Below are 11,966 nucleotides of genomic sequence, written 5' to 3'. Positions count from 1 at the left end.
CGGCTGGGAGGGCGGGGCCGGGGCGGGCGACGAGCCCGGAAGCATGGGCGCGGAGACGGGGGATGGCATTGAGGAGGGGGCGGACTGCGTCGCGGCGGCGTCGGAGGCCTGGATGACCGAGACCTCGGGGGAGGCCGGGACCGGTGAAGGGGCCGGGAGCTGCTGATACTGGTAGGGGACCTGCGCCTGCATCTGAGTCTGTGCGGGCGGCTGGCTCGGTCGTAGGAGATCCGAGGTCTTCTGCCTCAGGGCGTTGAGAGCGGCCGCCGCACGTCCGGGACGGATCTCGGCACCCTGGCCCCCACCATGACCGCTGTCACGACGGTGACGGAACATCGCATAGGAGACGGAGGCCAGAAGCCCCAGCAGCAGCCCGGAGATCGCCGCGGCCCGGGCGCCGGGGCGCTCCATGGTGGTGTTGGCCGTGGTGGCCGGTGAGGTGGTGCTCGTCGTCATTCCCAGGGCCTGCTTGCCCAGCAGCTCGCCGGAGGAGAGCTCCTTGTTGAGCGAGTCGGCCGTTGCCTGAGCCATGTCGACGGCCTTCTGCTTGCTCCCGGCCTTGGCGGTGATGGACAGGACCAGGGTCTCGGGCGGGTTGGTGACCGTCAGGGCCTCCGCCAGATCAGTGGTCTCCATGTTCAGGTTGGCCGCTGCCGGATCGAGGACCTTCGGGCTCGTGGAGAGCTCCACCAGGGTCGGCATGAGGTCCTTGGCCTGGGTGGAGAAGGAAGGGGTCTCCTTGGACTTGGGCTGAATGCCCAGGGTTGTGGTGGCCACCGCGACCGGCCGCGTCGCCAGGGCCACCCCCAGTCCGGCCAGGATGCATACGAGCAGGATGACGAGGCAGGCGACAAGGTTCCTGCGGATGGCGTGAAGGATCTGCGACGGCTGCACGCTGCTCCTCATCTGGTCTGGGGCTGATTCTGGATCTGGTCGGTTCGGGCTGCCCGTCGGGAACCGTGGGCCTCATGACCCGGCGGATGCTGAAAGGCTACGGCCCAACCCTAACTGTAAGATCACGCTCAGGTCTCGGTGACTGTAGTAGCCTTCGCTGCGCCCCCGGCGACGCCTGGAATCCTCAGACGTGGGGGAGCGGGCGATGTGGTGAGTCTTTCACCGGAACCGTGTGACGGGCGAGGGTCCTGAGGACTCCCGCCCCAGCAGGGAAGAAGACGTCGGACTCAACCGGACCTGGGCGAGGTCGTCGGACTTCTTCCGGTTCCGGCTGACCTTGGTCAGGACCTCGGAGGCTCTCCCAGCATATTCCCGGGTAGTTCTCACAGCGGCCCTGCGGCGGCTCCCCGGCCGCCGACACACCACCGATCAAACGCCGTGACATTGCCGCGGCCATGACATGACAAGGGAGGAATGATGTCCTTCGCCAGGACCCTGTTCATCGTCCTCCCCATGGTGGCCGCCGCCCTGGCGGTCCTCATCTTCGTGGCCGACCGCATCCACCGCCGCCCCATCGTCGGGGCCTGCCTGGTGATGGGCGCCATCGGCTTCGTGCCGGTGTGGGTGATGATCCCCTTCGAGCCCAATGTGCCTCCGGCCACCCTGGCCTGCTTCCTGGTGATCGTCGCCCTCCTGCCCGGTTTCTCGTGGCGGCTGACCAGCGGTGACTTCATGGTTGCCACCGCCTGGTGCCTGGTGGGCCTGTCCGTCGCCGCGGGCTCGCCGCTCAACTACGTCCTGTCCGACGTCGTCTTTAGCGCCCTGCCCGCCTACCTCGCCGGACGGCTGCTCGTGGAGAGGCTCGGACTGCGGCGCATGGCCGAGGTCCTGGCGGCCGTGTGGATCGCGGTGTCCGTGCTGGCCCTGTTCGAGGCCGTCACCACCATCAATCCTTTCAGCTACATCGCCATCGACAACAACCTCTATGAGGAGTGGGCCCCGCCCCTGGCCCGGGGCAGCTTCACCCGCGTTGAGGGCGCCTTCGGTCATCCCATCGCCCTGGGAGTGTGCCTGGCGGCCGGGATCCCGCTCATCCTGGCCACGCGGTGGAGGCCCGGCTACCGGATCGCGGCCGGCGCCCTCGTCCTGGGGGCGACCATCCCGACCTTCTCCCGCTCGGCGATCGCCTGTGCCGTCATCGCCGTCATCCTCAGCCTCATGCAGGTGCACACCAACATCCCCGCCCTGTGGCGGATGGGCTTCCTCATGGTGCTGGTCGGTGTGGGCAGCGTCCTGCTGCCCTATGTGCTGGGCGTCTTCGACTCGGCCGGCCGTGAGCAGGAGGACTCGGCCGGCTACCGCGGCGACATCCTCGTCCTGGTGCGTCAGCTCGAGCCACTGGGACTGTCCTCGGCCTACCAGAAGTCAGGGGATTCGGTGGCCTGGGGCGGCTACAGCTCCATCGACAACCACCTGCTGCTGACCGCGCTGCGCTTCGGCTGGATCCCGGTGGTGCTCGTCATGGCCGGGCTGCTGGTCTACGGCGCCAGGGCCTTCGTCCAGCGCTCGAACCCCGCGCAGATCGCCCTGCTCAGCCTCATCCCGGCCTACGGCACAGTCGCCTTCATCACCCAGATCGGTACCGTCGTGTGGCTCATCGCCGGTATGGCGGCCTCGGCACAGGTCTCCGTCCTGCTGGAGAGCCGCAACAACACCGCGGGCGGGGGCGTTGGTGTCGTCGCCGGGCACGCCAATCCCTGGAACCGGGTCCGCAGCCGGGACTGGTCCCGCAGGGCCTTCACCGGCCGACCGGTCCGGCCCGCCAGTGGTGCCGGGACGGGGAGTCACTAGACTCGCGGCCGTGCTCCTGACTGCGCTCCTGCCTCCGCTGCTCGCCGACGCCGACATCACCCGCACCGTTCGCGCCGCCTCCTCCCGCTCGCGCTCCGACCGCAGCCTCGTCGTCGCACCAGGCGCTCGGCCCGCCGTCCTGGCCGCCATGACCCTGGGCGAGGAGGGTGTCCAGCGGGTCGCTGGCGGCGACGTACAGGCGTCCGGCTCGGCAGACGCCTCCGGTACGCCCCTGCTGGTCGTCACCGCCACCGGTCGCGAGGCCGAGGAGACCGCCCTGGCCCTGCGCAGCTACCTGCCGGCGGACGACGTCGCCGTCATGCCCGCCTGGGAGACCCTGCCCCACGAGCGCCTCTCGCCGCGCGCCGACACCGTCGCCCAGCGCCTGTCCGTCCTGCGTCGCCTGGCCCACCCTGAGGAGGGCGGGGCGATCCGTGTTCTCATCGTCCCCGTGCGCGCCCTGCTGGCCCCCGTCATCGCCGGACTCGGCGAGCTCGAGCCCGTCCAGCTGGCCCCCGGTCTGGCCGTCGGTCTGGAGGAGACCGCCCGCCGCCTGGAGGCCGCCGCCTACACGCGCGTCGACATGGTCGAGTCCCGCGGCGAGTACGCCGTGCGCGGCGGCATCCTCGACGTCTTCCCACCCTCCGAGCCCAGACCGGTGCGCGTGGACTTCTTCGGCGACGAGATCGACGAGGTCTCCTCCTTCGCCGTCGCCGACCAGCGCACCATCGAGGCATTGGGCGCCGTCACCGCCACCGCCTGCCGCGAGCTGGTCCTCACCGATGCGGTGCGCGAGCGCGCCGCCGCCCTGGTCGACGCCGTCCCCGGCGCCGCCGACATGCTGGAGAAGATCAGTCAGGGCATCGCCGTCGAGGGCATGGAGTCCCTCGCCCCGGTCCTGGTCGACGCAATGGTCCCGCTGCTCGACCTCGTCGGGGACCGGCTCACGGTGCTGCTGGAGCCCGAACGGGTGCGCAAGCGCGCCGAGGACCTCACGGCCACCACCACCGAGTTCCTCGCCGCCGCCTGGACCTCGGCGGCCTCCGGCGGCACGGTCCCCGTCGACCTGTCCGCCGCCGCCTTCGCCCACCTGGCCGAGGCCCGGGCCCTGGCCCTGTCCTCCAACCGCGGCTGGTGGTCCTTCACCGCCCTGGCCGCCGGCCCCGAGACCACCCGCCTGGACCTCAGCGACCCGCGAACCTACCGCGGCGAGCTCGAGCGGGCGGTCGCCGACCTGGGCCGGCTGGCCCGCCAGGGCTGGACCGTCGTCGTGGCCACCGACGGGCCCGGACCCGGCCGGCGCATGGCCCAGCTCCTGGGCGATGGCGATGTCCCCGCCCGCATCGTCGACCAGCTCTCCGAGGTCACCGAGCTCGGCCGTGACGGCGACTGGATCCCTGACCCGGCCTCCCCCGCCGATGAGACCGACGATTCGGCCGCCTACTCGACGACAGGCCCGGGAGACGGCGTCGTGCGCGTCACCCAGGCCAGCGCCGGCCACGGCTTCCTCGCCGAGGGGCTGCGCCTGGCCCTCATCGCCGAGTCCGACCTCACCGGGCGGGCCTCGGCCGGCCCCCGCGAGCGCCGCAGCCTGCCGGCCCGCCGCGCCCGCCGCTCCGTGGACCCCTTGTCCCTGCACGCCGGGGACCTCGTGGTCCACGCCCAGCACGGGGTGGGGCGCTTCATCGAGCTGAGCCGGCGCACCGTGGGCGGGGCCCGCTCGTCGGCCACCCGCGAGTACCTCGTCATCGAGTACGCCCCCTCCAAGCGCGGCCAGCCCGGCGACCGTCTCCTGGTGCCCACCGACGCCCTGGACCAGGTCACCAAGTACGTCGGCGGCGACAGCCCCGCCCTGAGCAAGATGGGCGGCGCCGACTGGGCCAAGACCAAGTCCAAGGCCCGCAAGGCCGTGCGTGAGATCGCCGGAGAGCTCGTGCGCCTCTACGCCGCCCGCGCCGCCACCACCGGCCACGCCTTCAGTCCCGACACCCCCTGGCAGACCGAGCTGGAGGAGGCCTTCCCCTACACCGAGACCCCCGACCAGCTCTCCACCATCGACGAGGTCAAGGCCGACATGGAGAAGGCCCAGCCGATGGACCGGCTCGTGTGCGGCGACGTCGGCTATGGCAAGACCGAGATCGCCGTACGTGCCGCCTTCAAGGCCGTCCAGGACGGCAAGCAGGTGGCGGTCCTGGTGCCCACGACCCTGCTGGTGAGCCAGCACGCCGAGACCTTCACCGAGCGCTACGCCGGTTTCCCGGTGACCGTGGGGGCACTGTCCCGCTTCCAGGACGCCACCGAGTCCGCCAAGGTGCTCGAGGGCCTGGAGAAGGGGACGGTGGATGTCGTCGTCGGCACCCACCGCCTCATCACCGGCCAGGTGAAGTTCAAGGACCTGGGCCTGGTCATCATCGACGAGGAGCAGCGCTTCGGGGTGGAGCACAAGGAGACCCTCAAGGCGCTGCGCACCAACGTGGACGTCCTGTCCATGTCCGCCACCCCGATCCCGCGGACCCTGGAGATGGCGGTCACCGGCCTGCGCGAGATGTCCACTCTGGCGACGCCGCCCGAGGACCGCCACCCGATCCTCACCTACGTGGGCGCCTACGAGACCAAGCAGGTCTCCGCCGCGATCCGCCGCGAGCTGCTGCGCGAGGGGCAGGTGTTCTTCGTCCACAACCGGGTCGAGGACATCGACGCCACCGCCGCGCGCCTGGCCGAGCTGGTGCCCGAGGCGCGCGTGGCCACCGCCCACGGGCAGATGAACGAGCACCAGCTGGAGGCCGTCATCGACTCCTTCTGGCGCAAGGAGACCGACGTGCTCGTGTGCACCACGATCGTGGAGACCGGGCTGGACGTGTCCAACGCCAACACCCTCATCGTCGACCGCGCCGACCGCATGGGCCTGTCCCAGCTCCACCAGCTGCGCGGGCGCGTGGGGCGCGGCCGGGAGCGGGCCTACGCCTACTTCCTCTACCCCTCGGACAAGCCGCTGACCGAGACGGCCCTGGAGCGCCTGCGCACCATCGCCACCAACACCGACCTGGGGGCCGGGATGCAGGTGGCCATGAAGGACCTGGAGATCCGCGGCTCGGGCAACCTGCTCGGCGGCGAGCAGTCCGGGCACATCGCCGGGGTCGGCTTCGACCTGTACGTGCGGATGGTCTCCGAGGCCGTGGCCGCCTACAAGAAGGCCCTGGCCCGCTCCGGGAAGGCCGGGGCCGACGCCGTCGGCTTCGAGGAGGGCGACGACGAGGACGTCGAGCTGCGCATCGAGCTGCCCGTGGACGCCACCGTCCCGGAGGACTACATCCCCCACGAGCGTCTGCGCCTGGAGGCGTACACGAAGTTCGCGGCGGCGCGCTCGGGCGAGCAGGTCGACGACGTCCTGGAGGAGCTGGCCGACCGCTACGGGCCCGTGCCCGAGGCGACCGTCCGCCTGGCGGCGCTGGCGCGGCTGCGGGCCCTGGCCGCCCAGCTGGGGGTGCGCGAGATCGTGGCTCAGGGCAAGTCGGTGCGCTTCGCCCCGGTGGACCTGCCCGAGTCGGCGCGCATGAAGGTCACCCGCCTTTACCCGGGAACCGTGCTGAAGCCCGCCACGCGCACCATCGTGGTGCCCGCGCCGGGCACCAACCGCATGGGCGGGGCGGCGCTGTCCGGCGAGGAGGTCGTGCGGTGGGCCGAGGTGCTCCTGCACGCCGTCGTCGAGGGCGATACCGCCTACGAGACCGAGGCCACCACCTACCGCAAGCGCCGCTGACGGCCGGGTCCCATCTACTGGACAGGGCGTTGACCCACCATGAGGTCGGATTTAGGTTAGCCATACTTAAGATGCGATTGTGAAGGAGGTCGCAGATTTCCTCTGATCGTGAGGCCATCCACGGGAAGGACCGCGATGAATACGTTCCCACGTCTCGTCATCGGACGGCGGCGGCTCCTGGCTGCGACCCTGACCGGGGTTGTGTCTCTGAGCCTGGCCGCGTGCGGACGCTCCGGCGGCAGAGGCTCAGCCGGCTCCAGCGGCTCGGCGTCGTCGGGATCCCAGGGATGGCCCCGCACCGTCAAGACCGACGACGGCGACCTCGCCCTTTCCTCGAAGCCCCAGCGCATCGTGTCCACCTCCATAGCCCTGACCGGCTCGCTGCTGGCGGTGGGAGCTCCAGTGGTGGCCTCGGCCGTGACGGCTCCTAACACCGACGGCCTGAGTGACGATTCTGGCTTCTTCGTCCAGTGGTCTGATGCGGCTAAGAAGCAGAAGGTGGAGAAGCTCTACGAGATCAAGTCGGTCGACGTCACCAAGGTGGCCGGCTACGAGCCGGACCTCATCGTCGTGGCCAAGAGTGGTGGCGACTCGGCGGTCGATCAGGTCGAGCAGCTGCGTGACATCGCGCCGGTCCTGGTCGTCGACTACACCGGGCGCTCCTGGCAGGACGTCACCCGCACCATCGGTCAGGCCACAGGGAACGAGCAGCAGGCGGACACGGTGATCGCCGACTACGACGCGCACGTCTCTGCGACCAAGGAGGCCATCACTGTTCCCGAGGGGACGACATCGGCCTTCATCGTCTACGGCGGTGGTGGCGGCGGCGCCGCGGCCCTGACCGCGGAGTCTCCCCAGGTTCAGATCCTGACCTCTCTCGGGTTCACCATGGCCGACATCCCCGAGGAGGTGAAGGGCGATACCTCCAAGGGGCAGCGGCAGGACATCGTCAAGTTGTCCAACGAGAATGTCCAGACGGGACTGCCTGGTGACAACTGGGTGATCGTCGCCGCAGACAGTGCCAGCCGCCAGAAGGTCGTCGACGACCCGACTTTCTCCACAGCGACCCAGGTGACCCACGGGCGGGTGGCCTACACCCCGGCCTCCACCTTCCGCCTCGACTACTACTCCGCCATCATCATGCTCGACTCCCTCAAGGAGAGTTACAAGAAGGGCTGAGCGCCGGACGGAGCCCTGTGTCCGCTTCACTCTCTGGGCTGCCTTGATGCAGGTGCTGTGGCTGTGTGACGGTTGCTGGAACTGTTCAAGGCCAGGTGGCGCGGATTCATCTGGGGTGGACGTTCTCACCTGCGCTGGAATCCGTGAGGGGTGTGTTGAGGAGAGTTCAACACGTATCGACCCAAGTGGTCGGATGCGAGCAGGCGCCATGCAACCGGCACAAGATATCCGGGGTTCGGCGTCTCACTCCTATCAAGAGATGGCGTTACGGGCATGGGTACGAGTGGTGGCTGTACGGGCTGCGTGCGTCGTCGCAGGCGGAACGGTAGGGTCGGGGGCAGAAATATCGTGACACCATGTCGCCCTCCGGCGTCGTCCCCCTCCAGGAGCAGACCGTGACCCGAAGCCTTGCCGCACGCACGCGCGTCCTCGCCGCCAGCGCTGCACTCCTCCTCGCCGTCGGGGCGCTCGCCGGCTGCTCCGACCACCCCGGTCAGGCGGCCGACATGCACTACACCGGCCTGGACGGGGCCAGGCACTCCGTCGTCGTCAGTGAGAAGGACATCGACGTCGTGGCCAAGGAGATGGCCTCCGCTCCCGCCCAGACGGGCCAGGAGCGTCTGGGCTCGAAGCGCTCCGAGATCGCCAGTTCCCTCATCGCGGCGCCCATCCTGTCTGAGGTCGCCCAGGCCCACGGCCTGACCATCACTGATGCGCAAATCGTGCAGCTGGCCAAGGAGCAGCTGGGCTTCGAGCCCCGCAAGGCGACAACGATCACCTACCTGCGGGCGAAGGTCATGGGCAGCCAGTTCGAGAAGCTCCACCAGCAGTCGCAGCAGGCTCAGCCCGTCTTCGCCGACCTGAGGAAGGTCTACGGCACGCTCGACGGCGACCTCTCCCCGCGCTACCCCACTGAGCGCCCGGTCTGGTGGACCCAGACCGATCCCAGCCTTGAGTCCGCCAACAGCCCCCTCGGAGGCGGCCTGCAGCAGGCGCCCCAGCAGCAGCCCCAGCAACAGCAGCAGGCACCCCAGCAAGGTGGCCAGCAGCCCCAGCAACAGGCCCCACAACAGGGTGGCGGCCAGCAGCCCCAGCAGCAGGCCCCCCAGCAGGGCGGTCAGCAGCCCGCCGACTCCGGCCAGACCGACGGACAGGGCGACACCGGTCAGGCCGACGGTGCAGCGGGCGAGGACGGCCAGGGCGCCGACCAGGCCGAGACCAACGGCCAGTAAGAGGTCCGTCAGGGCCACCAGGACGACGGCGGAACCGAGGGGGCGCCGTCGTCCAGTGTTTCTCGCCGGGCGTGAACACTGTGCATTCCTCAGGACCATGGCCCTCGTGGTGGGGATGTCGGCCCGCTAGGCTGATCCTGCATTCGGCAGTCGCGCGCGAGCGTGCCCGACGCCGACGACCTCATCACGATCCCCTCAGCAAGGAGCACCAAGTGGCCCTCATCGAGAACGTTCACGCCCGCGAGATCCTCGACTCCCGTGGCAACCCGACCCTCGAGGTCGAGATCCTCCTGGAGGACGGTGCCTCTGCTCGCGCCGCCGTCCCCTCGGGCGCCTCCACCGGTGCCTTCGAGGCCGTTGAGCTGCGCGACGGTGACAAGGACCGCTACGGCGCCAAGGGCGTGGAGAAGGCCGTCGACAACGTCAACGACGTCATCGCCCCCGAGATCATCGGTTTCGACGCCGCTGACCAGCGCGGCCTCGACCAGCTCATGATCGAGCTCGACGGCACCCCCAACAAGGGCAAGCTCGGCGCCAACGCCATCCTCGGCGTCTCCCTGGCCGCCGCCCAGGCCTCCGCCGAGTCCGCCGGCCTGGACCTGTTCCAGTACGTCGGCGGCCCCAACGCCCACGTCCTGCCCGTGCCCATGATGAACATCCTCAACGGCGGCTCCCACGCCGACTCCAACGTGGACATCCAGGAGTTCATGATCGCCCCCATCGGCGCCCCCACCTTCCGTGAGGCCCTGCGCATGGGGGCCGAGGTCTACCACGCCCTCAAGGCGGTCGTGAAGGAGCGCGGCCTGTCCACCGGCCTGGGTGACGAGGGTGGCTTCGCCCCCAACCTCGACTCCAACCGCGAGGCCCTCGAGCTCATCGTCGAGGCCATTGAGAAGGCCGGCTACAAGCCCGGCAAGGACGTGGCCCTGGCCATGGACGTCGCCTCCTCGGAGTTCTTCGACGAGAAGGCCAAGACCTACCAGTTCGAGGGCGAGGCCCGTGACAACGCCTTCATGGTCGACTACTACGAGAAGCTCGTGAAGGACTTCCCGATCGTCTCCATCGAGGACCCGCTCTCCGAGGACGAGTGGGACGACTGGAAGGCCCTGACCGACAAGATCGGCGACAAGGTCCAGCTCGTCGGCGACGACTTCTTCGTCACCAACCCCGAGCGCCTCGCCAAGGGCATCAAGCTCGGCGCTGCCAACGCCCTGCTGGTCAAGGTCAACCAGATCGGCTCCCTGACCGAGACTCTCGAGGCCGTCGAGATGGCCCACCGCGCCGGCTACAAGTCCATGACCTCCCACCGCTCCGGTGAGACCGAGGACGTCACCATCGCCGACCTGGCCGTGGCCACCAACTCCGGCCAGATCAAGACCGGCGCCCCCGCCCGCGGCGAGCGCGTCAACAAGTACAACCAGCTCCTGCGCATCGAGGAGGCCCTCGGCGACGCCGCGGTCTACGCCGGCGCCGGCGCCTTCCCCCGCTTCCAGGCCTGAGCCTGACGGCGACCTGCCGACGTCGAGCCGCTGACTGACGCGACGGCTCAGCCACGACTCGACGACGCACACCACCGCTTCGGGGCAGACGGGTTCTCCCGCCTGCCCCGAAGTGTCGTCTGCGTCCGTGTCGCCGCATTCGCGGCCACGCGGAAGCAGTCCAGTGCTCGCGGGCTGCTTCCCGGGGTGCAGTCCTCGAGGCCCGGTGTGCGCCCACCAGGGGCGATTTATGACCGAACCGTGAGCAACGCGCCCGGTGGGGTGCGCTATCACGTGCGCCCCGGTGAGGCAGGATGCCGGTATGACTCCACGCCGCCCCTCCTCCAGCCAGTCCGGGACGCGTCGCGTTGCCGGCGGCGCCCGGCCCCGTCAGGTCCCGGCCGAGCGGGCGGCATCCGTGACCGGATCAGGTTCCGGCTCGTCCGACTCCCGGTCCCGGGGCCTGCCGACGACGGCGCCCGAGCGCGCCCTGCCGCCCAGGGTCGTCATCCTGGCGGTCGTGTGTCTGCTGGCCTTCGTCGTCGTCTTCACCTCACTGCGCGCCTACCTGTCCCAGCAGGCCCAGTACGACGCCGTCGTCGACAGGATCAAGGCGGCCTCCGACACCTCCACCACCCTGGAGAACGAGCTGGCCCAGTGGAAGGACGACACCTACGTGCGGTCCCAGGTGCGTGAGCGCCTCGGCTACGTCATGCCTGGCGACACCAGCTACGTCGTCGTCGGCGTGGACTCCATGAAACAGACTGAGGCCGGCGGCGGGGCCACCGCATCCTCCCAGGACGCCCCCTGGTACCAGAAGCTCCGAGACTCCTCGCGGGCCGCCGGCCAGGCCGGCAACGCCGCACCGGCAGGATCGAACGGCAGCGCGGACGGCAAGACCCTCAACCCCACCCAGAAGGATCTGCCGACCGGAGAGCCCAACCAGGCGCCGTCGGATCCGCCCAAGACCACGCCGAAACCGGCCGCCACCCCGCAGACGAAGGAGACCCCGTGAGCCCCACCCCTGAGACGCAGGCGAAGGAGTCGGTGTCGTCGGCCGATCTCGAGGCCCTGGCCGACCAGCTGGGGCGGGTGCCGCGCGGAGTCGTCGCCATCGCGGCCCGCTGCGTGTGCGGGCGCCCCACCGTGGTGCGCACCGCCCCGCGCCTCGACGACGGCACCCCCTTCCCGACCAGCTACTACCTCACCCACCCGGCCGCCGTGAAGGGCTGCTCCACCCTGGAGGCGGAGCACCTCATGGAGACCTTCAACGCCGACCTGGCCGCCGACGCCGATCTGGCCGCCGCCTACGCCGCCGCCCATGCCGACTACCTGGCCCGTCGCGCCGAGCTCGGGCAGGTCGCCGAGATCGAGGGAGTCTCCGCCGGTGGCATGCCCACGCGCGTCAAGTGCCTCCACGCCCTGCTCGGGCACACCTTGGCCGCCGGGGCCGGCGTCAACCCCATCGGCGACCGCACGCTGGAGGCTCTGCGCGAGCGCGGACTGTGGGATCCTGAGCGCTGCTTCTGCTGAACAGCGGGGACGTCCTGGTCGCAAGAGCCGCGATCGCCT

Annotated in this window: 8 protein-coding genes; 7 read left to right on the top strand and 1 reads right to left on the bottom strand. The window is 70.0% G+C overall.

Going from position 1 to position 11,966, the window contains the following annotated elements; translation table 11 throughout:
- A partial coding sequence (locus tag BKH28_RS11025) for a YveK family protein (protein ID WP_430515702.1) occupies positions 1-894 on the bottom strand: 894 nt, incomplete at its 3' end.
- A gap of 477 nt (positions 895-1,371) precedes the next feature.
- Here BKH28_RS11025 and BKH28_RS11020 point away from each other — a divergent pair.
- From BKH28_RS11020 to BKH28_RS10990, 7 genes are all read left to right on the top strand, one after another.
- Positions 1,372-2,745, top strand: coding sequence for a hypothetical protein (locus tag BKH28_RS11020; protein ID WP_075418849.1), 1,374 nt, complete (start codon positions 1,372-1,374; stop codon positions 2,743-2,745).
- 10 nt (positions 2,746-2,755) lie between these two features.
- Positions 2,756-6,505 carry a transcription-repair coupling factor gene (gene mfd / locus BKH28_RS11015; protein ID WP_075418843.1) on the top strand — a complete coding sequence of 1,250 codons (3,750 nt, stop codon included), beginning with the start codon at positions 2,756-2,758 and terminating at the stop codon, positions 6,503-6,505.
- Positions 6,506-6,640: 135 nt separating this feature from the next.
- The gene (fepB, locus tag BKH28_RS11010) at positions 6,641-7,684 is read left to right on the top strand and encodes a Fe2+-enterobactin ABC transporter substrate-binding protein (RefSeq protein WP_075418842.1); all 1,044 of its coding nucleotides are present in this window, start codon (positions 6,641-6,643) and stop codon (positions 7,682-7,684) included.
- 356 nt (positions 7,685-8,040) lie between these two features.
- Positions 8,041-8,916 carry a hypothetical protein gene (locus tag BKH28_RS11005; RefSeq protein ID WP_075418841.1) on the top strand — a complete coding sequence of 292 codons (876 nt, stop codon included), beginning with the start codon at positions 8,041-8,043 and terminating at the stop codon, positions 8,914-8,916.
- 212 nt (positions 8,917-9,128) lie between these two features.
- Complete coding sequence (eno, locus tag BKH28_RS11000; RefSeq protein ID WP_075418840.1) at positions 9,129-10,415, top strand: phosphopyruvate hydratase; 1,287 nt, start codon at positions 9,129-9,131, stop codon at positions 10,413-10,415.
- A 301-nt stretch (positions 10,416-10,716) separates the two neighbouring features.
- Positions 10,717-11,409, top strand: a complete 693-nt coding sequence (locus BKH28_RS10995) for an FtsB family cell division protein (RefSeq protein WP_075418839.1) — start codon at positions 10,717-10,719, stop codon at positions 11,407-11,409.
- Positions 11,406-11,927 (top strand): DUF501 domain-containing protein, encoded by a 522-nt coding sequence (locus tag BKH28_RS10990; protein WP_075418838.1) that lies wholly within the window; start codon positions 11,406-11,408, stop codon positions 11,925-11,927. The genes BKH28_RS10995 and BKH28_RS10990 overlap by 4 nt, the downstream gene beginning before the upstream one ends.
- The last annotated feature ends 39 nt before the right edge of the window (positions 11,928-11,966 follow it).

The organism is Actinomyces oris, from assembly GCF_001937665.1.
In the GTDB taxonomy this organism is placed as follows: Bacteria; Actinomycetota; Actinomycetes; order Actinomycetales; family Actinomycetaceae; genus Actinomyces; species Actinomyces stomatis.
This window is presented reverse-complemented; position numbering and strand designations above follow the sequence as displayed.